We start from the raw sequence: 24,664 nt of genomic DNA on the forward strand, positions 1-24,664 counted from the left end.
CGACGTGCGCGACGTCGCCCCACCCGCAAACCGCCCGCAAGAGGGGTCCCTTTAACGTTCCGCCTCCCGCAACAGCCCGCTGAGGCGCGTCGCCCATTCCTTATTGCCCTCTCTGAACGGTCCAAGCGCTTCGCCCGCAGGTTCCGGAAGGCTGTTGGCAGCGGCGGCGAGGCGGCGAGCCTGCTGGATATTCCCCACGGCCATGTGGCAGCAGGCCTGAATGCGCATGAGCGCCGGCCAGTCAGGCCGCGCCTTTAATGCCGTATGCCCGATGTCGAGGGCGCCCTCGACATCGTCCGAAAAGAACAGCGCGAGCATCAGCAGACTGAACCAGACCCCGTTCTGCGGATCATGCGGGTTGAGTTCGAGGCCGCGCGACAAAGGCTTGCGTGCGCCGGCCGCATCACCGGTATAGAGCCGGGCCATGCCAAGGACGAGATGCCCCAGCGCGAAGCTCGAACCGAGCTCGATCGACCGTTCCGCGGCGAGGATCGCCTGGTCGGCTCTGCCCGTATAGGCCGACACGATCGCCAGCGCATAATGCGAATAGGGGTTTCGCGCGTCGAGATAGATCGCCCGCAGGGCGGCGGTTAAGCCTTCCTGCCCATCCGTGGCGGGATCGTCCGTCCAGCCGTAGGCGATGAGGCCGGCATTGACCCGCGCCCGCCAGATCTGCGCCTCTGGAAGCATGGGGTCGAGCTCAGCGGCCTCGCGGAAAAATCGTCTTGCCAGAAGGTGGGTCGGCCGTGAGACCTTGTGGAAATTGAACGTGCCTTGCCGGACAAGGTCCCAGGCCGTGATGTTGCCGGTGTGGGGAGCGACGGCAAGCCCGTGGCGCAACAGCAGCTCCGGTTCGACCGCAGCGGCGATCCGCTCGGCGATCGCGTCTTGCACCGCGAATATCTCGGCCAGCTGAAGATCGTAATGTTCGGACCAGACGGTCGCGCCCTTGGCCGCGTCGGCGAGGTGCACCGCTATCCGGATCCGGTCGCCGGTATACCGGATAGCTCCATCCACCAGGAAATTGACACCGAGTTCGAGCCCGACGGCGCGCGGATCCCTGGAGCCGGCCCTGTCTTTGAAACTCGCCCCGCGTGAGGCGACGCGCAGCCATCTGAACCGGGTGAGCGCTGTGATCAGGTCGTCGGCGATACCGTCGGCCAGATATTGCTTCTCGGCATCGCCGCCCAGATTGTCGAACGGCAGGACCGCGATCCCCAGCTTCGATCCGGCTTGCGCATGCCACCCGCTGTCGGTCCCCTCGCTTGCGCTCTCCACCCGGCCGGAAAACCTGTAGCCGACCCGTGGGACGGTGATGATCCATTCGCCGCCGTCCGGTGCGGGGCCGAGCAGCTTGCGAAGGGCAGCAATCTGAACGGAAAGATTACTTTCCTCGACGGCCAATCCCGGCCAAACGGCGTCCATCAGCGCCGATTTGGCGACGACGCCCCCTTGTGCCGCCAGCAGAACGGCAAGCAGCGACGCGCCGCGGGCGCCAACGGCGACAGGCCGATCGTCACGAAGCAGGCATCCATTCTCGGCGATGAACTCGAAGTGGCCGAATGCGAGGTGCGGGGTGTTCATGGCCGGCTATGATACGCCAATTTCGCCGTTTTTCGGAATTTTTCGGCCGCTCTTCAGGACTTGCGGCGGCCGAGCACGCAGAGTCTGCTCCCATGCAACGGTCGAAATGGTGAGCGCGATGACGAACCAGGCAACGCAACCGAAAAATCCTTATGCAGGAACCGCTAAAGTCGTGAGCGGCAGCGGCAGCCATGTCGCCCAGCAGGGATCCGTCTACCGGTCGGGCGTCTCGGCACAGAGCGTCGGATCGACGATGCTGTGGCTCGGGACGATTTCGCTGCCCGCAGGCAGGCGTACCAGCGCCCATCGCCACGAGGGACACGAAACCGCCCTTCTCATGACCGGCGGCCAGGAGATCGAAATCTGGTCAGGGTCGAAGCTCGAACGCTGCGAATTGGTCCGCCCCGGTGACTACCTGTTCATTCCGGCCGGCGTTCCGCACGTGGCCGTCAATCGCAGCCCGGAAGACGCCGAATTCCTCGGCGCCCGCAACGATCCGGAGGCGAACGAGAGCGTCGTTCTGATGCCGGAGCTTGACGAGATCGTGCCGTAAGGCGCGTGTCGCTATCGCAAAACCGCTGTCCGCTTTGCGCGATCTAATCGCATGGGAGGTGCATTATGGCCATCATCGAACAACGTCTGGCGGAAATGGGTCTGGAACTACCCGAACCCTTGAAGGTTCGCGACGGCCTGAAATTGCCCTTTGCCTGGGTTCGGGTGCGCGGCTCCCGCGCTTATATTTCAGGTCACGTCGCCTGCAATCCGGACGGGACATTGGCAAAACCGCTGGGCAAGGTCGGAGCCGAAGTGTCGCCGGAGCAGGGTTACGCATCGGCGCGGCTCGTTGCCCTGGCCCATCTCGCAAGCCTCAAGCGGGCTCTCGGAGATCTCGACCCGGTCACGGCCTGGCTGCGCGTCTTCGCCATGGTGAATGTTGCGCCAGGGTTCAATGAGACGCCGCTGGTCACAAACGGCTATTCCGATCTGATCCTGGCGCTCTATGGTCCCGACGTCGGCGCGCACGCCCGCTCGTCCATCGGCATGGCCATACCGTTGAATGCGCCGGTGAATTGCGAAGCGGAAGTCGAAATCGACGGTTAATCTCCGGGTGCGGGTTAGGTCGGAGCCCTCAGGATCAAGGTGAAGAAAAAGTGGCTTTGCCGGGCGCGAGGGGCTGTTGCACGATCTGCACCGCACTTGATCGAGCCTCTTTCGGCCCGATCCAAGATCGCATCATCCCATCAACGCCGCTGCAGAATCCTGCCGCCGGCTTGTTCTGCGGCGATCTCCTCGATGGGCGCAGGCCTGCCCAGCAGGTATCCCTGGCCGATGTCGCAGCCGAGGTCCTGAAGCCGCTGGAGTTGGCTCTCTTCTTCGATGCCTTCGGCGGTAATCGCCACGCCCAGTTCGGCGCCGAGCGCGATGATGGCCTTGATCACCTTGTCCTGCTTGTCATTGGTCTCGAACGAGGCGACGAAACTCCTGTCGATCTTGATCTTGTCGAACCGGTAGCTGGACAGCTGGGAGAGGCTGGAAAAGCCCGTTCCGAAATCGTCGAGAGCAATCCTGACCCCGGCATTCACCAGATCGTCGAGAACAATCCGTGCGGTAACCGCGTCCTGGATGATGGCGCTCTCCGTCACCTCGAGCTCGACCCTGTGCGCGGGCAGGCCGACATCGCCCAAGATCTTCAGAATTCGTAAGCCGAGCAACCGGTCGCTCAGTTGGATCGGAGAAAGATTGAAGGACAGGACAAGCTCGCTTGGCCAGGAGAGCGCATCGGTGCAGGCCCTGCGAAGCAGCTGGTCCGTCAATTCGACGATCAGCCCGGCTTCCTCCGCTACCGGAATGAATTCGCTCGGCGGAATGAATTCGCCGGAGGCCGTTTTCCAGCGCGCCAGTGCCTCAAAGCCGATGATCTTGTTCGCCTTGAGGTCCACGAGCGGTTGGTAATAGGGAACGATCTCGGCTTTCCGGATGGCCGCCCGCAGATCACCTTCTATCCTGATCCGCTTCGCCAGCTCGTCCTGCATCGAAGGCACGAAGGACTTCACCAGATTGCGGCCCTGCTTTTTTGCGACATACATCGCGCAATCTGAATGCCGGATGACTTGACCGAGCTCATCGCCGTTCTCGTGATAAAGTGCAAAGCCGACACTGGCGCCGAGATCGACGGCAGCACCGTTGAAGGTGAACGGCTTTCCGATCGCACTGACGATGCGCTTTCCCAAGGCGACAAGATCGGCATTTCCGACCCGCCGCGCCAGAATCACAAACTCATCTCCCCCGAGGCGAAAAACGTGATCGCGAGGGAAGAGCGACGAGAGCCGCTGGGCGACGGTCTTGAGCACAGCGTCACCGTGATCGTGCCCCAGGAGATCGTTGACCTTCTTGAAGCCGTCGAGATCGATGCTGAACACGGCATAGGTTTCTTCTGCCGTTCGTTCGTTCATCGCCTGCGCGCATACGGATTCCAGAAATCTGCGGTTCGGCAGCTCGGTCAGCGTGTCGTGGCAGGCAATCCAGTCAACATTCTTCTCGGCCTGCAGCCTGCGAGCGACTTCTCTCGAAAGATCCCGGATCCTGAGTGCGGAATAGATGAGTCCCAAAAACCCGGAGATATTCAGGGCAAGCAGCGCATGGTCCAGCGGATAGCGGTGATGCCGCTCGATAAACTCATCCAGCTCCTCATGCCATTGGAAGCGCCAGGAGAGGCAGAAGAGAAGCAGGAAGATCGCGAGCCAACCCAATATCTCCATCTGGGGTCTGGTCGGTCGGATGCGGGGCATAGAACGGCTCCTGTTGGGTGAAGAGCCCTCATGGCCGGCTCGCAGAACCGCATCGTCCCCGGCGGTGGTCGAAACCGCCACAATTCATTCGGGCGGAGTTGAGAGGCCGGCTCGCCGCCATCGACCAAGCGCACCGGCACCTCCAAACATATCTTTGAACCTCGAAGGTTAATGGTGGGTTGCCTGGCCGAAGGTGCATGCGTTTTGCTGCGCGCAACGGACAGGTTGCCGCAATTCGCATGAGGCGCTGGATCAGAAATATCTGCTTGACAACTTACGGACATCATTAATCATCTATGATGATAAGCGTCATTAAAGATTGGCGGAACGTGGGTCATCTTCTGCCACATGAGGTCCACCCCCATTTGTGCCGATGGCTTTATCGTTTCCTCGATACCTGACGCCGCAAGGGAGAAGGCCCCGTGAAGGCATTCGTCGTTGACAAGTACAAGAAGAAGGGCGCTCTGCGCCTCGCCAGCCTGCCGGAACCGAAACTGCAGGACAATGACGTGCTCGTGCGGATACATGCCACCGCCGTGAACCAGCTGGACTCCAAGGTCAGGGACGGGGAGTTCAAGCTTATTCTTCCCTATCGTCCGCCCTTCGTCCTTGGGCATGACCTTGCCGGGACGGTTGTCAAAGTCGGAACCAGGGTGAGGCGGTTCAAGGTGGGTGACGAGGTCTATGCACGACCACGCGATCATCGCGTCGGGACATTCGCCGAATTCATTGCCATCGATGAAGCCGATGCGGCGCTGAAGCCAAGCAACCTCAGCATGAGCGAAGCGGCGTCCGTCCCGCTTGTCGGGTTGACCGCCTGGCAGGCGCTGGTTGAGGTGGGCAAGATAAAGCCCGGCCAGAAAGTCTTCATTCAGGCCGGTTCCGGCGGTGTCGGGACGTTCGCCATTCAGCTCGCCAAACACCTCGGCGCGGCGGTTGCGACGACGACGAGTGCTGAAAATGCCGAGCTGGCGAGAAGTCTCGGGGCGGACGTGGTCATCGACTACAAGACGCAGGATTTCGAAAAGATCTTGTCGGGCTACGATCTGGTGCTGAACAGCCAGGATCCGAAGACGCTCGAAAAGTCGCTGGGCGTGCTGAAGCCGGGTGGCCGGCTCATTTCCATTTCCGGTCCGCCCGATCCGGCATTCGCCAGGGCGCTCGGCCTCAATCTGTTCCTGAAGCTGGTACTGTGGCTGTTGAGCCGAGGAGTTCGCAGAAAGGCTAAGCGTCTCGGCGTCGCTTATTCATTCCTGTTCATGCGTGCCGAGGGGCGGCAACTGGGTGAGATTGCCCGCCTGATCGAACAAGGCGTGATCCGGCCGGTCGTCGACAAGGTGTTCCCGTTTGAAAAGACTGGAGATGCGCTCGCCTATGTCGAGACCGGGCGTGCCAAGGGCAAGGTGGTCATCGCTGTCGCGAATTGACGAACGTCGCGCCGGCGGATACGTGGCCCTATCGTTGCCACATCCGGTTCTCAATGGCGTCGCGGCAATCCGCGCGGCAGGCGTCGAGCAGTTCGTCAGCCAGCGGGGAATCGTCCGGGCAGGCCCTCGAAAGCACGATGGCGCCAACGGCCTGAGCGAGAATGGCGATGGCTTGCGCGCGCCCCTCGGCGCCGGAAGGATCACGTTGCGCAATGCCACCCTCCACGGCGCGCACCAGCTTGTCTATTCCTGCAGCGAAAACGGCCTTGGTTGTCTCAGGCTGTCGGGCGGCATCGCAACTCAGTGCTGCGGCCGTGCACCCCTGGCCGCGCCCATCCCGGTGATCGCGTGCGAGATAAAGCTCCATGACGTCGAGGACGTCGTAACCGGCATAGCGCTGCAAGGTCTCGTTCAACCCGTTCTCGGTCGATTCGGCGATCAGTTCCTCCTTGGAGCGGAAGTGATTGTAGAAGCCGCCATGGGTGAGCCCCGCGCGCTCCATCAATTCCGCGACGCCCACGCCATCGAATCCACGCTCGCGAAACAGCTCTGACGCGGTGGCGATAATCCGGTCGTAGTTTTCCTGCTTCTGTTCCTTGGTGATCCGCACGTCACAGTCCTTTCCACAGCCATTTCCAGCTTTGATGGCGACGGTCATTATAGCTTACTTATTGATGATGCGCATCATTAATATGGTCGGTCAAAAACGGCATCCCGTTGTGACGGTGACGCACTTCATGCAGATGGCACCGCGTGCTTATTACGGGCGGTGCCATCTTCAGCAACTTTGAATGCGAGAAAAAGCGCCTCTCGGCATTGGCCTCAGACCGTTGCCGCGTCGTAGGTGGCAGCCACGTTCCTCGCTCCGCAACGGCTAAACTGTCACAAGGACGCTACTTGGCATTCTCGCCGCCGACATCAGAGGTTGGGCAACCTGATCCAGCAACTGGCCGGCATTCTGCTCTTCACCCAGCGACAGCGTTAGCAATTGAGCGACCGCCGGCTGCCCTAGTTGAAGTGCCATATTGCGAGCGGTGGTGTAGGCGGCAATCTCATAGTGTTCGACCCGCAATGCCGCTCCGATCAAAGACAGATCAGCGGGAGCGTCTTCCTTTTTCTTGCCTTCCGCCATCACTTCCTCGCCTTCCTCCACCAGGCCGGCCATGCCCTTGCATGGCTTGGCGCGAGCCGAGGTGCCAAGGATGCGCAGACATTCGTTCAAACGCTCGACCTGCGCCTCCGTCTCCGCAAGATGGTTGCGCAGCAAGGTCTGGAGCTGCTGCGTGCGCGCGGCTTTCTGCATCTTTGGAAGCGCCTTCAACAGCTGCTTCTCCGCATGCAGCAGGTCACGGAGCTCGTCCACAAGGACTTCCTGAATCGCTTCTGCTCCTTCAGGGGGAGCGCTTTGAGCGCGGATTGCCCTTCCGCCGTTTTCAGCGCCCGGGAGATCCTGGAAGGCCGGCGCCTCCACGAATTCCCAGGGTTCTCCTTCATTCCATGGACCGCGGCTGTCAACCTCACCCAAATCCCCTTGACCCGTGGAATCGTTGAAGAACTGATCGACCAGTCCTGCTGTCGGCGCAATCCTGCCGACGCTCAGCGGCGGCTTGCCCATGCTTTCGAGGGCCAGCGCGAAAGCACGCATATGGGTGATCTCTCTCGTCATCAGGAACTGTAGGGCATCCTTGGTTCCCGGATCGCGGCAGAAGTCGATCAGGCGTTCGTAGACGATCTTGGCGCGTGCCTCCGCGGCTATATTGCTTCGCAGATCCACATCCAGCTCGCCTGTTATTTTCAGATAATCGGCAGTCCAGGGGTTTCCCATTGAATTGAAAAGGTTCACGCTACCGCCGCCTGCAATGGCGATCAGCGGGTCGGCTTCCGCCTCCTCTCTGACTGACTTCAGCGGCTTGAGGTGCATTCTCGCAAGAGTACCGACGATCTCGAGGTGGCTGAGTTCTTCGGTCCCGATGTCCATCAGGAGGTCCTTCCGACCGGGATCCTCGCAATTCAAGCCTTGAATGGAGTATTGCATGGCCGCCGCGAGTTCACCGTTTGCGCCGCCGAACTGCTCAAGCAGCATATTGCCGAATTTTGGATCAGGTTCGTCAACCCGAACGGTATACATGAGCTTTTTTACGTGGTGATACATTGGGGTTCCTCCTGGATGGATGGCGACTAACCGACCTATCGCAGGAATGTTCCCCATCGGTGGCTGCTGCCGGCGCATCGGGTTGCGTCCTCATCAGCCCACACCGGTCGGTGCCGCTTCGGAGGCAGGCATGCCTGTGCGGACGTACCCCATGATAAGGAGCCCCATCAAATGCTGGCTTCCTCGACGGGATCATCGATACTCGCGCAGCAAATAGGGCGTGGGAATGCGGACAGCCGCGGCTGGCCGGATCGGCAGCTGAGCATCTTCGGCGTGGCTCAGCACGGATTGTGAGCGCCGCGCGTCTAGGCAGACGCGCAGCGAAATCGTGGCTTGAACGGCGGGACCAGACCCTTGGCTAGTAAACGAAAGGATCGACGTCGGCCGCCTGGGTGCCCGGCTCTTTCGGATAGATCACACCCTTGCGCAGGATCATGTTGGCGTAGAGTCTCGGCTCGCTGGTCTGGATCACCGCATGAGCGGCCTTTACCCGGCCGTAAAAATCCTGGCCGACGAGCGGCACCACCTGCCGGTGCGGCTCGTGCACCGCGCAGCAGTCGATCATCTCCTCATGCACCGGATCGAGCTTGTCGCGCTCAGCCTTGACGGTCGAGCGGAAGATCGCCTCGGGCACGAAATCGTCGATCGGCAGCACACTGAGCACGGCGTTGAGCACCGGAATGAGGCGATGGCCGTCGAGCCGGATCAGCCGGCGGGCATGTTCGACGCCGGGATAATTGCCGTCGACAATGGCGATTTCGTCGCCGTGGCCCATGGCGCGCAGCGTGAAAAGCAATTCCGGGCTGAGAAGCGGATCAAGTCCCTTCAGCATGGTCTATCTCCTTGAAGAGTACGTTCTGGTCTGTGAGATACCGCGCAAAGATCGGCAGGCTGGCGCCGCCGATGGCACGCGCCTGCGCGCCGACCGCGCCTTCGATGATTTCGGGCATGACGACGCCCTGCAGGTCGAGCTTGGCGGCTTCGTCGATCGTCGCCTGCACGATGCGGCTGCGCACCCAATGGGGAAAGCCGCCGTCGATGACGGCAGCGCTGAAATCGACGATCGAGGCGGCGGCGACGATCGCCTGCGCCAGCGCCTTGGCGGTGTCCTGGATCCAGATCTCCATCGGCTCGCCGAAATCCACCCAGTCGTCGGCGGAATACCAGAGCGGCTCGGGATCGATGCCGCGTTCGCGCAGCATGTTTTCCAAGACGAAGATCGAGGCGATTTCGAGCAGCTGCTTGGTTTCGCCGTTGCGGTCACGCACGGGCAGCGGCCCGATGGCGCCCGCCGTCCCGGTACGGCCGGAAAAGATCGCCGAATTCAACACGATGCCGCCGCCGATGAAGGAGCCGATGAAGAAATAGACGAAGTCGGGATAGGAGGGGCCGACGCCAAAGACGAGCTCGGCGCCACAGGCGCTGGTCGCATCGTTCTGGAGGAAGACGGGATGGGAGACACGCGCGGCGATATCGGCCTGCAGGTCGACATCCCGCCAGACTTCCATGGCGCCGGGCGGTGCGCCGACTTCCTCGGCCCAGTTCCAGAGCTCGAAGGGGGCGGCGATGCCGAGGCCGGCAATGCGGCTGCGCTGCCTGTCGTCGAGCCGGCTTTCGATCTCCTCGATGCCCGATGTGACGAAGGCGAGAATGTCGTCGGGCAGCGGATAGGCGTAAGTCTGGTGCAGTTGCATGCGGATGCGGCCGACGAAATCCATCAGCACCAGATCGGCGCTGCGCCGGCCCATCTTCAGGCCGAAGGAATAGACCGCGTCGGGGTTGAGATGCATCGGGATCGACGGCTGGCCGACCCGGCCGCGCACCGGCGCCCCGCGCGACAGCAGCCCTTCCTTTTCCAGGACCCGCATGATGACCGAGACGGTCTGCGCCGACAGGCCGCTGCGGCGCGCGATATCGGCCTTCGACAGGGCGCCGTAGAGGCGCACCAGCGACAGCACGAGCCGTTCGTTATAGGCGCGCACCCTGACCTGGTTCGCACCCCCGGCCGGATTGAGAATTGGCGGCGGGACCGGTGTGTGTTCCGGCCCATCCAAAGACGACATGGCCGCTCCTCCCGAGCGTTGGCCTCTTGCATGGTCCCTCGGTTCGGAATCGATCCAAGGGTGGATTGCGCAGCAGCTTAAAGCGGTACGGCGGCCGTCTCTGCGGTTGAACAGGCGAGACGCCGACCATCCTAATTCGGTTGAGCATGCCACATCGAATTAATAATTCAATTGGATTTATTTATTGACAAGCCGATTTCTTTCGCTCTTAATTGCCAGCGTCAAGGGCACGGGCGGCTTCGGAAGCGATGAGCAACCGAAGCGAAGTGTCACATCTCGAAAATTCCGGCCCGCGAGAGGCGGCGCCGGCAAACTCTGGGAGGAGTTCATGAAGAAATCAGTTCTCGCTTTCGGCGCGCTCGCGCTCGGCGTCGCTTTTTCCGCACCTGTCATGGCGGCTGACGTTTCCGCCTGCCTGATCACCAAGACCGACACCAACCCCTTCTTCGTCAAGATGAAGGAAGGCGCGACGGCCAAGGCCAAGGAACTCGGCGTTTCGCTGAAGTCCTACGCCGGCAAGGTCGACGGTGACAGCGAAAGCCAGGTTGCGGCAATCGAAAGCTGCATCGCCGACGGCGCCAAGGGCATTCTGCTGACCGCCTCGGACACCAAGGGCATCGTCTCTTCGGTCAAGAAAGCGCGTGATGCCGGCGTACTGGTCATCGCGCTCGACACGCCGCTCGAGCCCGCCGATGCCGCCGACGCCACCTTCGCCACCGACAACCTGCTCGCCGGCAAGCTGATCGGCCAGTGGGCCAAGGAAACGCTCGGCGACAAGGCCAAGGACGCCAAGGTCGGCTTCCTCGACCTGACGCCGTCGCAGCCGACGGTCGACGTCCTGCGCGACCAGGGCTTCATGATGGGCTTCGGCATCGACCCGAAGAACCCTGACAAGATCGGCGACGAAGACGACAAGCGCATCGTCGGCCATGACGTGACCAACGGCAACGAGGAAGGCGGCCGCAAGGCCATGGAAAACCTCCTGCAGAAGGATCCTGGCATCAACGTCATCCACACGATCAACGAGCCGGCCGCTGTCGGCGCCTATCAGGCGCTGAAGGCCGTCGGCATGGAAAAGAACGTGCTGATCGTCTCGGTTGACGGCGGCTGCCCCGGCGTCAAGTCGGTCAAGGAAGGCGTCATCGGCGCCACCTCGCAGCAATATCCGCTGCTGATGGCATCGCTCGGTATCGAGGCGATCAAGAAGTTCGCCGATAGCGGTGAAAAGCCGAAGCCGACCGAAGGCAAGTCCTTCTTCGACACCGGCGTCTCGCTCGTCACCGACAAGCCGGTTTCCGGCGTCAAGTCGATCGACACCAAGGAAGGCACGGACAAGTGCTGGGGCTGAGCCCGATCTATTGAAAGAGAAAGCGGCCGGGGCTTGATCCCCGGCCGTTTTGGACGGACGATGTGCCGTCACCCCACCGGCTAAGCAACGAACGGATGACAATGGGTGGCGGCCTCCGCGCGGGTTCGGCGCGCGGATGCGGAGGAGGAACCATGACCGGAGCACAGGAATTCGAACGCGTTCTCGACGGCAGCGACAAGAACGTCGCCTCCTTCGAGCACCAGGGCGTCCCGCTGATCAAGCGTGCGCAGCATTTTCTGCACTCGACGCCGGCGGCCGTGCCGCTCATCGTGCTGGTGCTGGCGATTATCATCTTCGGGATAGCGCTCGGCGGACGGTTTTTCTCGTCCTATACCCTGACACTGATCCTGCAGCAGATCGCCATCGTCGGCGTTCTCGGCGCCGCCCAGACGCTGGTCATCCTGACGGCCGGCATCGATCTTTCGATCGGCGTCATCATGGTGATCTCGGCGGTCATCATGGGCAATGTCGCCATCACCTACGGCATACCGACGCCGGTCGCCGTCATCGCCGGCCTTCTCGTCGGCGGTCTCTGCGGCTTGCTGAACGGCTTCCTCGTCGCCTTCATGAAGCTGCCGCCGTTCATCGTCACGCTCGGCACCTGGAATATCGTCATGGCGACGAATTTCATCTATTCCGCCAATGAGACGATCCGCGACGCCGATGTCGACGCCCAGGCGCCTTTGCTGCATCTCTTCGCCGCAAGCTTCAGGCTCGGCACCGCCGTGCTCACCCTCGGCGTCATCGCCATGGTGCTGCTCGTCCTGCTGCTCTGGTATGTGCTCAATCACACCGCCTGGGGCCGGCATGTCTATGCGGTCGGCGACGATCCGGAAGCGGCCAAGCTGTCCGGCATCCAGACCAAGCGGGTGCTGCTCACCGTCTACACACTGTCCGGCGTCATCGCCGCCTTCGCCGCCTGGGTCTCGATCGGCCGCAATGGCTCGATCTCGCCGTCCTCGGCCGTCACCGATTATAACCTCCAGGCGATCACCGCGACCGTCATCGGCGGCATCTCGCTCTTCGGCGGCCGCGGCTCCATCCTCGGCACCCTCTTCGGCGCCATGATCGTCGGCGTCGTGTCGATGGGCCTCAACATGCTCGGCGCAGACCCGCAATGGAAAGTTCTTTTGACGGGCGTGCTGATCATCGCCGCCGTCGCCATCGACCAGTGGATCAGAAAGGTTTCGGTGTAATCATGGCTCACGAACCCATTCTCACTGCCCGCGGACTCGTCAAGCGCTATGGACGCGTGACCGCGCTCGACAATGCCGATTTCGACCTCTATCCGGGTGAAATCCTTGCCGTCATCGGCGATAACGGCGCCGGCAAGTCCTCGCTGATCAAGGCGATTTCTGGCGCCGTCACGCCCGACGAAGGCGTGATCACGCTCGAAGGCCGGCAGGTGCAGTTCCGCTCGCCGATGGAAGCGCGCGAAGCCGGCATCGAGACTGTCTACCAGAACCTTGCCCTGTCGCCGGCGCTCTCGATCGCCGACAACATGTTCCTCGGCCGCGAGATCCGCAAAAAGGGCCCGCTCGGCTCGCTGTTCCGCATGCTTGACCGGCCGGCGATGGAAAAGCTGGCGCGCAACAAACTTTCCGAACTCGGCCTGATGACCATCCAGAACATCAATCAGGCGGTGGAGACGCTGTCGGGCGGTCAGCGCCAGGGTGTCGCCGTCGCCCGCGCCGCCGCCTTCGGCTCGAAGGTCATCATCATGGATGAGCCGACCGCGGCGCTCGGCGTCAAGGAGAGCCGCAAGGTGCTGGAGCTGATCCTCGATGTGCGCGCCCGCGGCCTGCCGATCGTGCTGATCTCGCACAACATGCCGCATGTCTTCGAAGTGGCCGACCGGATCCATATCCATCGCCTCGGCCGGCGCCTGACGGTGATCAATCCGAAGGAATACACCATGTCGGACGCCGTCGCCTTCATGACCGGCGCCAAGGCGGTGCCGACGGAGCCTGTTGCGGCATGAGTGCACGCATCGACGAAATCGCCGGCGAGGTTCTTGGCCGCGCCGGCGATGCCAGACGTTTCCTGATCGGCATTGCCGGGCCGCCGGGTTCGGGAAAATCGACCATGGCCGACAATCTGGCGGCGGCGCTGAAAGCCAAGGGCGAAAGCGCTGCGGTCCTGCCGATGGACGGCTTTCACATGGACAATGCCATCCTGATCGAACGCGGCCTTTTGGCTCGCAAGGGCATTCCCGAAACGTTCGACGTCCGTGGCTTCCTCGATATCGTCCGGGCCGTCAGGCGGGCTGACCAGGAGGTTCTGGTGCCGGTCTTCGATCGTGCGCGTGAACTCGCCATCGCCTCGGCCCGGCCGATCGATCCCAAGGACCGGTTCATCATCGTCGAAGGCAATTATCTGCTGTTCACACAGGGAAAATGGGCCGAACTCGACGGCATCTTCGATTTCACCATCATGCTGGCGCCGCCGATCGAGGTGCTCGAGGAACGCCTTTGGGACCGCTGGCGCGGCTATAATCTCAGCGAAGAGGCGGCCAGCGCCAAGGTCTATGGCAACGACCTGCCGAACGGCAGGCTGATCCTCGAAAACCGCCGCCCGGCCGATGTGACGCTGGAGATCGCGCTGGCGTAATGCATGTCATCAGGAAGTGTACCGCGGTTCCGGGAGAACGACATGCATCAAAACAAAGAGCGAAAGCGCGGCGCATGAATCGATTTCAATGCGTCGCACTTTAGTGCTATCGAGGCCGCAGACGCATCGCTTCGGAGGCCTGCCATGCAATCGATCACCATCCGCCGTCCTGACGACTGGCACCTGCATCTGCGCGACGGCGCCATGCTGGAGGGCGTGATCGCCGATACGAGCCGCACCTTCGCACGCGCCATCATCATGCCCAATCTGGTGCCGCCGGTTGTCACCACGTCGGATGCCACCGCCTATCGCGAGCGCATCCTCAAGGCGTTGCCGGCCGGCCATCGCTTCCAGCCGCTGATGACGCTTTATCTCACCGAACACACCAGCCCCGACGATGTCGAGGCGGGGGCGGAAAGCGGCCTCATCACCGCCGTCAAGCTTTACCCGGCCGGCGCCACCACCAATTCGCATGGTGGCGTGCGCGACATGGAAAAGGCGGTGCCGGTACTGGAGCGCATGGCGAAGATCGGCCTGCCGCTCTGCGTCCACGGCGAAGTGACGACGCCTGATGTCGATATTTTCGACCGCGAGGCCGTCTTCATCGACACCGTGCTCGATCCGCTGCGCCGGCGCCTGCCGGAGCTGAAGGTGACGATGGAACATGTGACGACAGCAGACGGCATCGATTACATCAAGGCGGCCAAGGGCAATCTCGCCGGCTCGATCACCACTCACCATCTGATCATCAACCGCAACGCCATCCTCGTCGGCGGCATCCGCCCGCATTATTACTGCCTGCCGGTCGCCAAGCGCGAGAACCACCGCCTGGCTTTGCGCGCCGCCGCCGTGAGCGGTGATCCGCGCTTCTTCCTCGGCACCGATTCTGCCCCGCATGTCGATCCCTTGAAGGAATGCGCCTGCGGCTGCGCCGGCATCTACACCTCGATCAACACGATGAGCTGCCTTGCTCATGTCTTCGAGGAGGAGGGTGCCCTCGACAAGCTCGAAGCCTTCGCCTCGCTGAACGGGCCGGCCTGGTATGGGCTTCAGCCGAACGAGGAACGCATCACCCTGGCAAAGCAGGCCGAGCCCGTCGTCTTTCCCGCGAAGATTGAAACCGGCGCCGGACCAGTTACCGTCTTCGATCCGATGTTTCCCCTGCACTGGCAAGTGGTGCCGCAGGCGTAATCGTCAGGATTTCAATTTTAAATCGAAAATTCATCTAAAATTTCAGCGCGACGTTAAACGCGTAACATTTGCATTGTGCGGTGCATCATTTGTTAACGGATGCGTAAGACAGTCCTCGTCGCGGACCCCATGAGTTGCCGATATTCGGCGCAGCTGCGGAGACTGAAGAGCATGACGCTTGACTATAACTCCCTGCTGCTGGCGCTCGGTGTCTCCGCAGCATGCCTTGCCGTGACCCTGATGGGCAGCTGGCTGGTGCGCCGGGCCGAAACCGTCCTGCTGACCGCTACGATCGGCCTCGTCCTCGTCGTCAGCGGAATCTTCGTCTACAGCGCCTATGTTAACCGGCCGGAAGCAGCCTTCGCCATTGGCAGCTTCGTGCTGTTCCATGCCGGTTTTTCCACCATCTGGGGCGCCGGCAAACAGTTCCTCACCGGTTGCCTGTCGATCCCGGCCATTGCCATCCGCGCGCTGGCCGCGATGATCTCTTCCACCGTGCCGATGCTGGCGGGCTATGACGGCCTGGCCTTCATCGCAGACAATCTTGCCATCGCGCTGCTGCTCTTTGCCACCGCCCGGCAATATTGGCTCGCTCGCGCCGAAGCCCCGGCGCCGATCCTCGGCATTGCCGCGCTCTATACCGCCACGGCAATCTCCTTCGTGCTCTGCGCCGGCGTGCTGATTGCCGACGGCAAGCTGGTGCTCGGCGCAGCGCCCAACAACTGGGCCGAGGATCTGAGCCTTGCCGTCTGCATCGCCGGCATGACCGGAATCGGCGCCTTGTCGCTGGCGCTGCATCAGTGGCGTCTTGCCGCCCGCCATCGGCTCGAGGCGATCACCGATCCGCTGACCGGCCTGCTCAACCGCCGCGCCGTCTTCGACCAATACGGCACGCGTCCCATGGGAATGACCACCGCCGTCATCGTCTTCGATATCGACCATTTCAAATCCGTCAACGACCTGTATGGCCACGCCGCCGGCGACCGCGTGATCATGGTCTTCGCCGAGGAACTCCAGGCCCATTGCAGCGCCGGCGACACCGCCGCCCGGCTCGGCGGCGAGGAGTTCGCGCTGGTGCTGAAAGAGATCATGCCCGGCCGGGCCGAACTGGTCGCCGAACGCATCCGCCGGGCCTTCGAGGCGCGCGAGATCGACATCGACGGCCAGATGCTGAGATGCACGGTCAGCGTCGGCGTCGCTCCCGGCCGCTCGCAGATGCCGGATTTCGACACCATGCTGAGTGCCGCCGACAAGGCGCTCTACGCCGCCAAGCGCGGCGGCCGCAATCGCGTCGAGCTTGCCGCCCACCTCAGAGCGGTTCCGGCCGAGGTATCGCGCACCGCGTCTTGATTCCGGCCGCATCCTCTCATAACTTTGCCTTCGGCCGGATGCAGCCAGCCGCCCCGCGACGCCCGACATTTGACAGTTCGGCGTTATGGTGAATGCATCCCGGAATCAGCCTTCACATCCCTTGCCGTTTGGCGATCGATGGCGAACGGGTCAGCAGACGCGGGCACTGATCTTCCTGTTTGCCGCCAACGGAAGGATGACATATGCGCGACTTTCGCGATGCCAAGCTCATGGCAAAGACTTTGCGGCAGGCCCTTGCCGACCGCGATATTTCCTTGACCCATAGCGAGACGCTGGAAATCGTCGCCCGGCAGTTCGGGCTCGATCAATGGAATATCCTCTCGGCCAAGATCGAGGCGGCGGGCGCTTCGCCCTCGGCGATCGGCATCGAGCCGCCGACGCCGATTTTCCGCATCTTCTCGGTCGAGAAAGCCATGGAATTCTATTGCGGCTTCCTGGGCTTCCATCTTGACTGGGAGCACCGCTTCGACGAAAACTCCCCGCTCTATTGCCAGGTCTCGCGCGACGGCATGGCGCTGCACCTCAGCGAACATTCCGGCGACGCCAGCCCCGGCGCCAAGGCGTTCGTGCGCGTCGCCAATGTGCGCGCCTACCACGCCGAACTCGCCGGCAAGGACTACCGCTACATGAAGCCCGGCGTGGAAGAGGCGCCCTGGGGGCTGGAAATGACCGTCATCGACCCCTTCAGCAACCGCATCGCTTTCTGCGAGCAGAGATAGGGACGGCTGACAATGTCAGCCGACTCTTCTTTCGTCATGCTCCCATATCCCATCCTCCTGTGACATCCCTCGGGTCGAATCCCCAGGATAGGAGGGAGGGCGCCGCAAGTGTCGGCCTGATGAAGCATCCGTGGTGGTGTGTCTCTCTACGCTGGCGGCGCGTTTGGCGAGAATGCCAACCACACTCTCCGTCATCCCAGGCCTTGAGCCTGGGATCCATGCGGCTGCTGCTGTTGGATGCCGTGTGGATGCTTGGCTCGAGTGCCGAGCATGACGGAGAGTGGGGTGGGCAGGAGAGACCCATTCGGAAACGGAATACCCGCCTCGTCCTTCGAGCCCCCTGCGGGGCACCTCAGGATGAGGCTCTCTTGAACGGCGGCGCTTATGTTTCAAACAATCATCAACGCTCTGACGAAAGCCACCGAAGCCAGCAGCGAGGCCACCGTTCGCACATGGTTCCACCAGGTCCAGTCTTTGAGATAGGTGCTCCACAGCGCAACCGCTTCCGGCCCGCTGCCGCTCACCTTTTCCAGCGCATCGTTCATCGGCACGTTGAAGATGATGGTCGAAAGGAAGGAAGCGACGACATAGAGTGCGGCTCCCGCCAGCATCAGCGCCGACGCCCCGCCGCGCCAGTTGATCACCGCCAGCACTGCTATGACGAGACAGAGGATCGCCGTCGGTACGAACAGCGCCATGAAGGGCGAGCGGACGATCGCCACATTGATGGAGTTCATCGCGGCAATGCCCTGTTCCGCAGGGATGCGCGAAAAGGCGGTCATGATGAAGGTCGAGAAGGCAAAGAAGATACCGGCGATGAGGCCGCTGCCGAGCGCCGCGGCGACGAGGGAAAGGATAAGGACGATCTGCATGTCGAAGCTCCTTCCGAGAAAATAAGAGAAACTCTCTCATTTGCGAAATGAGATAAACTCTCTTATTTTAATTGTCAACCATGAAGGAGAGAGCATTGTCGGAACAGGCCGTCGCGCCGCGCAGGCGTCAGCAGCATACGGGGCAGCCGCGCCGGATCCCCAGCCAGCAGCGCGGCCGCGAACGCTTCGAAAAGATCCTCGCCGTCGCCGCCGAGCTGATCGAAAGCCACGGCAGCGACGGCCTGAAGATGAGCGAGATCGTCGAGAAGGCCGGCATCTCCTTCGGGGCGCTCTACCAGTATTTCCCGGATAAGAGCGCGATCATCCGGACCTTGGCCGAACGCTTCAACGACGAGGGCAGGCGCTGTGTCGCGGCGGAATTGGCAAAGGTCGCGGACGCCGCCGCCTTGCAAGCTGCGCTCGCCAATATCGTCGACGAATATTATGCCTTTTTCCGCCGCGAGCCCGTCATGCGCGATCTCTGGCATGCGACCCATACCGACAAGCTGCTGCAGCAGATCGATGCCGAGGACATGGAATTCCACGCCCAGGCGTTTCTCGCCGTGCTCGTCCGCCTGTGGCCCGATCGCGACCACGGCGAGCTTCTGGCGATTGCCCGGCTGACGATGCAGCTGCTGGCCGCGGCCGTGCGTTACGCCGTATCGCTGGATGCGGAGGAGGGGGCTCGGGCGATCGCTCTGTTCAAGACGATGCAGCTCGTCGATTTCAGCCGGCTGCTGCGCTGATAGAGCCGTGTTGCGTCTGGAAACTCGGAGCTCTTGCTGCTATTGCCGCAGAGAGCAAAGTTGAAGGAGAGCCGCATGATCCAGACCACGTTTCCCGACCGCGCCGTAATGGCCGAACTGGTGGCCAGGATGCTGTGGGAGATCAAGGCGGTGCATTTCAATGCGGGTGAGCCTTACAAACTCTCCTCCGGCATGGCGAGCCCGGTCTATATCGACTGCCGCAAGCTGCTCTCCTATCCGCGAATCCGTTCGACGGTGATGGATTTTGCCGCCAGCACGCTGATGCGCGATGCCGGTTTCGAGCAGTTCGACTGCATCGCCGGCGGCGAGACGGCCGGCATTCCCTTCGCCGCCCTGCTCGCCGACCGCCTCGGCCTGCCGATGATCTATGTCCGCAAGCAGCCGAAGGGCCATGGCCGCAATGCCCAGATCGAAGGCAATATGCCGGAAGGCTCGCGCGTGCTCGTCATCGAAGACCTGACGACGGCGGGCGGCAGCATGTTCAAGTTCATCGATGCGGTCCGCGCCGCCGGCGGCATCGTCGATCACGGCATCGCGCTGTTCTTCTATGACATCTTCGGCCAACAGCGGTTTACCGACGGCAAGGTCCGGCTGCATCATATCGCCACCTGGCGCAATGTTCTGGCCGTCGCCAGGGCGCAGAAGCTGTTCGACGACAAGACGCTCGAAGAAGTCGAGGCCTTCCTCGATGCGCCGCTCGCCTGGTCGGGAAGGAATGGTGGCGTCAGTGAGCTTTCGCTCTAGCCTTTTGACAAAAGCTCGCTTAAATCGATTGAAGAATGTAGGCCCTGTGGGAGGAATTCGATGATTTTGTGCTGCGGCGAAGCCTTGATCGACATGCTGCCGAGGGACACGACCCTGGGTGAAAAGGGTTTTGCGCCCTATGCCGGCGGGGCGATCTTCAACACCGCGATCGCGCTCGGCCGCCTCGGCATCCCGACCGCCTTCTTCACCGGCATCGCCGACGACATGATGGGCGAAATCCTGCTGGCGACGCTGAAGGCCGCCAATGTCGATTACAGCCACTGCGCCATCACGCAGCGCCCGTCGACCATCGCCTTCGTCAAGCTCGTCAATGGCCAGGCGACCTATGCCTTTTACGACGAGGGCACTGCCGGCCGCATGATCACCGAGGCCGACCTGCCCGTCCTCGGCGACGATTGCGAAGCGCTGCATTTCGGCGCGATCAGCCTGATCCCGAGCCCCTGCGGCGAAACCTACGAAGCGCTGCTCGACCGCGAGGCCGAAAAGCGCGTCATCTCGCTCGATCCCAACATCCGCCCCGGCTTCATCAAGGACAAGCCGGCGCATATGGCCCGCATCAAGCGCATGGCGGCCAAATCCGACATCGTCAAATTCTCCGACGAAGACCTCGACTGGTTCGGCCTTGAAGGCGACCACGACGCACTCGCCGCCCACTGGCTTGCCCACGGCGCCAAGCTCGTCGTCATCACCAAGGGTGCCGAAGGCGCTTCCGGCTACACCCAAGAGCGCAAGGTGACGGTCCCGAGCGACCGCGTCACGGTCGTCGACACGGTCGGCGCCGGCGACACCTTCGATGCCGGCGTGCTGGCCTCGCTGAAGCGGGATGGCCTGCTGACCAAGGCGCAGGTCGCCTCGCTCGACGAACAGGCGGTGCGGAACGCCCTGACACTCGGCGCCAAAGCCGCCGCCGTCACCGTCTCCCGCGCCGGCGCCAACCCGCCCTGGGCGCATGAGATCGGGCTTTAAGGCAACGCCTAGCCTCTCGATTCCCCCTTCTCCCCAGCGGGGAGAAGGTGCCCGTAGGGCGGATGAGGGGGCCGCATATGCCGGTTTTGATAGCCTTGCGGATCCAACCGCGCCGGGCGGCGCGGTATGGAGTTTGGAATGCTGTGAGGCTTGTGCCGGGCGGCCCCCTCATCCGCCTGCCGGCATCTTCTCCCCGCGGGGGAGAAGGGGATATGCCGCAACGCCTGCGCCCCGGTTCCCGTGCCAACCAGCACTGATTTGCCAGAGATTTCATTCTTCGCGCGCGCTGAAGAAACTACCCCTCTGCCCCGCTCCGATCGGAGCTCGGAGCGGTCACCAGGTCCCGCAGGAATTCTTTGCACCATAGCGAGACGTCGTGCGAGAGCAGATGTTCCATCATCATGCTCCAACGGTCGCGACGCTCCTCAAGCGACATGGCAAGCCCTCGCGCAATCGCATTGCCCGTGCCTTCGACATCATAAGGATTGACCAGCAGCGCCCCCTTCAGCTCGCGTGCGGCGCCGGCGAAGCGTGACAGCACCAGGACACCAGGGCGATCCGGGTCCTGGGCGGCGACATATTCCTTGGCGACGAGGTTCATGCCGTCGCGCAAGGGTGTGACGAGCCCGATCGTCGCCAGCCGGAAAAGCCCGGCGAGCACGTTGCGGCTGATCGATCGGTTGACATAGCGGATCGGCACCCAGTCGACCGTTCCGATGGCGCCGTTGACGCGGCCGGCCTGTTCGGCGACCATCTTCTGCATCTGCTCGTATTCGGGCACTTCCGATCGCGATTTCGGCGTGACCTGCAGAAAAGTCACCTTGTTCTGGTAGGCCGGATTACAGGTGATGAAGCGCTCGAAGGCTTCCAGCCGCTGAATGATGCCCTTCGAATAATCGAGCCGGTCGACGCCGATGATCATGTCCCGGCCTTCGATGCTGCGCCGGGTCTTCTGGACCATGACGTTGCTTGCCGCCTGTTCGGCGAATTCGGCAAAGGCTGCGGTCTCGATGCCGATCGGATAGGCGCCGGCCTTGAATATCCGCCCGTGCGAATCGAACAATCCGTTGCCGAGGTCGTCGCCAATGCCCTCCCGTCTGAGATAGCCGGCGAAATTCTGCAGGTCATAGTCCGTCTGGAAGCCGACGAGATCGTAATGCGAGAGCCCACGCATGATCTCCTCGTGGACCGGCATGGTGACGAGTATGTCGGCCGGCGGCCAGGGAATGTGCAGAAAGAAGCCGATCCGGTTCTTCAGCCCCATCTGCCGCAGTTCGGCGGCGAGCGGAATGAGGTGGTAGTCGTGAACCCAGATGATGTCGTCCGGCTCGATCAACGGCGCCAGCCGGTGCGCAAAGAACCGGTTGACGCGGAAATAACCGGCCATTTCCTTCCGGCCATATTCGGCGAGATCCAGGCGGTAGTGGCAGATCGGCCAGAGAACGCGGTTTGCAAAGCCGCGATAATATTCCTCGACGTCGGTGTCGGTGAGGTCGGTCAGGGCATAGGTGATGTTGCCCTTCTGCTGCAGCGACAGCGCGCCCGGTTCCCTGTCGCCGCTCGATTCTCCCGACCATCCCATCCAGATACCGCCACGCTCCTGCAGGGCTGCCTGCAGGGCGACGGCGAGGCCGCCGGCAGCAGCACCGCCATCTTTGCTCGGCACGGGAACGCGATTGGAAACGACGATAAGACGGCTCATAAGCTTCCTTCAGTGAAGATGGATCGTGAAAACGCTCTGTGCCGGCGTTCCGGGGAGCCTCCGGGACGGGGGCGGGCGCCGCCATCAAAAGAGCAGATCCGGATGCGAGTTGCCCGGTGTATAGACCAGCGGAAACAGTGGAACGGGGTGTCGTCCCGGGTTTGATAGGCCATGTCGTCGGAAGTACCCTGCGCACAGATTTTGCTTGAATTTAGGGCGATAGCGGCGAATTGAAAGAATTCTTTCTACGATTTTCTATTAGTAGAACATTCAATCCGGTTTTGCGCGACGAGCATGCCGACGGGAATGCACTGGGAGATCGATATTAATTCAGCGTTGGCGGCCGCCATAATGAAGTTGCGCCGACCCGGCTTGGCGTGAGATTAGGCTTAAGGCTGTCGCCAGCCTCTGCCCCTCATCCGCCTGCCGGCACCTTCTCCCGCCTGCGGGGAGAAGGGAATATGCCGCAACCTCTCCGTTCCTCGCACAGTTTTCGCAAGGCACGTTCCCTCTCCCCGTCAGAACGGGGAGAGGGTTAGCGTGAGGGGCGAGCCCGGCTTTCGACACTTACTTCGCAAGCTTCGCCAGCGCCGCGACCAGCCCTTGCGTCGAGGAATCATGGCCTGCCGCGCTCTCTTTGCCTTCGACAACAGGCAGCAGGCCCGTCGCCAGTTCCTTGCCGAGCTCGACGCCCCACTGGTCGAAGGAGTTGATGCGGAAGAGCACGCCTTCGACGAAGACGCGGTGTTCGTAAAGCGCGATGAGGCGGCCGAGCGCGTAAGGCGTCAGCTTGTCGTAAACGAAGGTGATCGACGGCCGGTTGCCCGTAAAGACGCGGTGCGGGGCGATGAAATCGGCCTTCTTGTCGTCCATGCCCTTGTCGGTCAGCTGCTTCTTGGCTTCATCGAAGGTGCGGCCCTTCATCAGCGCTTCCGACTGGGCGAGAACGTTGGAGATCAAGAGCTGGTGCTGATGGCGCAGCTCCGGCTCGAAGGCATTGGCGGCGATCATGAACTCGGCCGGGATGATGCTCGTGCCCTGATGGATCAGTTGATAGAAGGCGTGCTGGCCATTGGTGCCGGGTTCGCCCCAGACGACCGGGCCGGAATTGCCCTCGACCGGCGTACCGTCGACGGTCACGCCCTTGCCGTTGGATTCCATGTCGAGCTGTTGCAGATAGGCCGGGAAACGCGACAGGCGCTGGTCGTAGGGCAGGATGGCGCGGGTCGGGTAGCCGAGCACATTACGGTGGTAGAATCCGATCAGGCCGAGCAGCATCGGCAGGTTCTCGGTAACCTGCGCCTTACGGAAATGATTGTCGACCGCGTGCGCGCCGTCGAGAAACTTGCCGAAATTCTCCGGGCCGATGGCGATCATCAGCGGCAAGCCGATCGCCGACCAGATCGAATAGCGGCCGCCGACCCAGTCCCAGAAACCGAAGACACGGGCGCTGTCGATGCCGAAGGCGGCGACCTTGTCGAGCGCCGTCGAGACGGCGGCGAAATGGTGCTGCACGGCTGCTTCGCCGAGCGCCTTGGCAATAAAATTGCGCGCCGTCTGCGCATTGGTCATCGTCTCGACTGTCGTGAATGTCTTAGAGGCGACGATGAAGAGCGTCGTCTCCGGCCGCACCAGCTTCAGGATATCGGCGATATGAGCGCCGTCGATATTGGAGACGAAATGGGCGCGCGGGCCGTCATGGAAGGGGGCAAGCGCCAGCGTCGCCATAACGGGGCCGAGATCCGAGCCGCCGATGCCGATATTGATGACATCGGTGATCGCCTTGCCGGTGGCGCCCTTCAGCGTGCCGGAGCGGATCTCGTCGGCAAACTTGCCCATGGCGGCAAGCACGGCGTTGACGTCAGGCATGACGTCCTTGCCGTCGACGAGGACAGGCGTGTTGGACCGGTTGCGCAGCGCGGTATGCAGGACGGCGCGGTCCTCGGTGAAATTGATGGCCTTGCCGGAGAACATCTCCTCGCGCTTCTTTTCGACGCCGCCCTCTTCGGCGAGCTTGACCAAGAGCTTGAGGATCTCGTCGTTCACCGCCGTCTTGGAATAATCCATCAGCAGATCGTCGAGCGAGACGGAAAAGCGCGAAAAGCGCTGCGGATCGGCGGCGAAGGCGGCGCGGAGATCGGTCGCCTTGGTGGCGTCAGCAGTGCTTTTCAGCTGTTCGACGATGGCGTTCATGGGAGGCTCCTTTTGAGGCGGAAAGGTTGCGGAAACTATTCGCTTTCTCAGGCGCAAATCAAGTTCAGCCGTCACTCCAATATGAAAAAAGCCACCCGGGGGAAGCGGATGGCTTGAATTTCAT

22 protein-coding genes and 1 pseudogene are annotated in these 24,664 nt (G+C 62.1%); 13 read left to right on the top strand and 10 right to left on the bottom strand.

Annotated elements, in window-relative coordinates; genetic code table 11:
- Positions 1-51 precede the first annotated feature (51 nt).
- Positions 52-1,584: a winged helix-turn-helix domain-containing tetratricopeptide repeat protein gene (locus EFD56_RS05325; protein ID WP_126904874.1), complete on the bottom strand. Its 1,533-nt coding sequence runs from the start codon at positions 1,582-1,584 to the stop codon at positions 52-54.
- 118 nt (positions 1,585-1,702) lie between these two features.
- Between EFD56_RS05325 and EFD56_RS05330 the strand changes: the two genes are divergently transcribed.
- Positions 1,703-2,137: a cupin domain-containing protein gene (locus tag EFD56_RS05330; RefSeq protein WP_126904875.1), complete on the top strand. Its 435-nt coding sequence runs from the start codon at positions 1,703-1,705 to the stop codon at positions 2,135-2,137.
- Between the two features lie 65 nt (positions 2,138-2,202).
- Entirely contained in the window at positions 2,203-2,685 is a 483-nt protein-coding gene (locus EFD56_RS05335; RefSeq protein WP_126904876.1) for a RidA family protein, read from the top strand.
- A gap of 140 nt (positions 2,686-2,825) precedes the next feature.
- Here EFD56_RS05335 and EFD56_RS33675 read toward each other — a convergent pair whose 3' ends face one another.
- Positions 2,826-3,671, bottom strand: a complete 846-nt coding sequence (locus EFD56_RS33675) for a putative bifunctional diguanylate cyclase/phosphodiesterase (RefSeq protein WP_245440574.1) — start codon at positions 3,669-3,671, stop codon at positions 2,826-2,828.
- Positions 3,672-3,692: 21 nt separating this feature from the next.
- Positions 3,693-4,373: pseudogene (locus EFD56_RS33680) on the bottom strand (diguanylate cyclase domain-containing protein); the annotation flags it as partial.
- Positions 4,374-4,795: 422 nt separating this feature from the next.
- Here EFD56_RS33680 and EFD56_RS05345 point away from each other — a divergent pair.
- The gene (locus EFD56_RS05345) at positions 4,796-5,800 is read left to right on the top strand and encodes an NADP-dependent oxidoreductase (protein ID WP_126904878.1); all 1,005 of its coding nucleotides are present in this window, start codon (positions 4,796-4,798) and stop codon (positions 5,798-5,800) included.
- Between the two features lie 28 nt (positions 5,801-5,828).
- Here the strand turns inward: EFD56_RS05345 and EFD56_RS05350 are convergent, their stop codons facing one another.
- From EFD56_RS05350 to EFD56_RS05365, 4 genes are all read right to left on the bottom strand, one after another.
- Entirely contained in the window at positions 5,829-6,410 is a 582-nt protein-coding gene (locus EFD56_RS05350; RefSeq protein WP_126904912.1) for a TetR/AcrR family transcriptional regulator, read from the bottom strand.
- 264 nt (positions 6,411-6,674) lie between these two features.
- Entirely contained in the window at positions 6,675-7,952 is a 1,278-nt protein-coding gene (locus EFD56_RS05355; protein ID WP_126904879.1) for a DUF892 family protein, read from the bottom strand.
- Positions 7,953-8,310: 358 nt separating this feature from the next.
- Positions 8,311-8,784, bottom strand: a complete 474-nt coding sequence (locus EFD56_RS05360; protein WP_037143085.1) for an RbsD/FucU family protein — start codon at positions 8,782-8,784, stop codon at positions 8,311-8,313.
- Positions 8,768-10,015 (bottom strand): ROK family transcriptional regulator, encoded by a 1,248-nt coding sequence (locus tag EFD56_RS05365; RefSeq protein ID WP_126904880.1) that lies wholly within the window; start codon positions 10,013-10,015, stop codon positions 8,768-8,770. The genes EFD56_RS05360 and EFD56_RS05365 overlap by 17 nt, the downstream gene beginning before the upstream one ends.
- Before the next feature lie 328 nt (positions 10,016-10,343).
- Between EFD56_RS05365 and EFD56_RS05370 the strand changes: the two genes are divergently transcribed.
- The 7 genes from EFD56_RS05370 to EFD56_RS05400 all read left to right on the top strand — a co-directional run bounded on the left by EFD56_RS05370 (position 10,344) and on the right by EFD56_RS05400 (position 17,275).
- Entirely contained in the window at positions 10,344-11,363 is a 1,020-nt protein-coding gene (locus EFD56_RS05370) for a sugar ABC transporter substrate-binding protein (protein WP_004676423.1), read from the top strand.
- Positions 11,364-11,515: 152 nt separating this feature from the next.
- Positions 11,516-12,580, top strand: a complete 1,065-nt coding sequence (locus EFD56_RS05375; protein ID WP_037143092.1) for an ABC transporter permease — start codon at positions 11,516-11,518, stop codon at positions 12,578-12,580.
- Between the two features lie 2 nt (positions 12,581-12,582).
- A complete protein-coding gene (locus tag EFD56_RS05380; protein WP_016734905.1) occupies positions 12,583-13,365 on the top strand; it encodes an ATP-binding cassette domain-containing protein in 783 nt (260 codons plus the stop codon).
- On the top strand, positions 13,362-13,994 hold the full coding sequence (locus EFD56_RS05385) for a nucleoside triphosphate hydrolase (RefSeq protein WP_126904881.1): 633 nt from the start codon (positions 13,362-13,364) through the stop codon (positions 13,992-13,994). Before EFD56_RS05380 ends, EFD56_RS05385 begins: the two co-directional genes overlap by 4 nt.
- A gap of 144 nt (positions 13,995-14,138) precedes the next feature.
- Positions 14,139-15,185: a dihydroorotase gene (gene pyrC, locus EFD56_RS05390; RefSeq protein ID WP_126904882.1), complete on the top strand. Its 1,047-nt coding sequence runs from the start codon at positions 14,139-14,141 to the stop codon at positions 15,183-15,185.
- A 171-nt stretch (positions 15,186-15,356) separates the two neighbouring features.
- On the top strand, positions 15,357-16,535 hold the full coding sequence (locus tag EFD56_RS05395; protein WP_126904883.1) for a GGDEF domain-containing protein: 1,179 nt from the start codon (positions 15,357-15,359) through the stop codon (positions 16,533-16,535).
- Positions 16,536-16,738: 203 nt separating this feature from the next.
- Positions 16,739-17,275, top strand: a complete 537-nt coding sequence (locus EFD56_RS05400; RefSeq protein WP_004676430.1) for a glyoxalase superfamily protein — start codon at positions 16,739-16,741, stop codon at positions 17,273-17,275.
- Positions 17,276-17,664: 389 nt separating this feature from the next.
- Here the strand turns inward: EFD56_RS05400 and EFD56_RS05410 are convergent, their stop codons facing one another.
- Positions 17,665-18,147, bottom strand: a complete 483-nt coding sequence (locus EFD56_RS05410; RefSeq protein ID WP_126904885.1) for an anthrone oxygenase family protein — start codon at positions 18,145-18,147, stop codon at positions 17,665-17,667.
- 95 nt (positions 18,148-18,242) lie between these two features.
- Here EFD56_RS05410 and EFD56_RS05415 point away from each other — a divergent pair, with 95 nt between their 5' ends.
- From EFD56_RS05415 to EFD56_RS05425, 3 genes are all read left to right on the top strand, one after another.
- Positions 18,243-18,893, top strand: a complete 651-nt coding sequence (locus tag EFD56_RS05415) for a TetR/AcrR family transcriptional regulator (RefSeq protein ID WP_126904886.1) — start codon at positions 18,243-18,245, stop codon at positions 18,891-18,893.
- A 75-nt stretch (positions 18,894-18,968) separates the two neighbouring features.
- Positions 18,969-19,658, top strand: coding sequence for an orotate phosphoribosyltransferase (locus EFD56_RS05420; protein ID WP_010005115.1), 690 nt, complete (start codon positions 18,969-18,971; stop codon positions 19,656-19,658).
- A 60-nt stretch (positions 19,659-19,718) separates the two neighbouring features.
- On the top strand, positions 19,719-20,645 hold the full coding sequence (locus EFD56_RS05425) for a carbohydrate kinase family protein (RefSeq protein WP_126904887.1): 927 nt from the start codon (positions 19,719-19,721) through the stop codon (positions 20,643-20,645).
- A 295-nt stretch (positions 20,646-20,940) separates the two neighbouring features.
- Here the strand turns inward: EFD56_RS05425 and otsA are convergent, their stop codons facing one another.
- Both otsA and pgi read right to left on the bottom strand, forming a co-directional pair.
- Complete coding sequence (otsA, locus tag EFD56_RS05430; protein WP_126904888.1) at positions 20,941-22,347, bottom strand: alpha,alpha-trehalose-phosphate synthase (UDP-forming); 1,407 nt, start codon at positions 22,345-22,347, stop codon at positions 20,941-20,943.
- A gap of 567 nt (positions 22,348-22,914) precedes the next feature.
- The gene (gene pgi / locus EFD56_RS05435) at positions 22,915-24,540 is read right to left on the bottom strand and encodes a glucose-6-phosphate isomerase (RefSeq protein ID WP_126904889.1); all 1,626 of its coding nucleotides are present in this window, start codon (positions 24,538-24,540) and stop codon (positions 22,915-22,917) included.
- Positions 24,541-24,664: the final 124 nt, after the last annotated feature.

The organism is Rhizobium phaseoli (genome assembly GCF_003985125.1).
GTDB lineage: Bacteria > Pseudomonadota > Alphaproteobacteria > Rhizobiales > Rhizobiaceae > Rhizobium > Rhizobium phaseoli.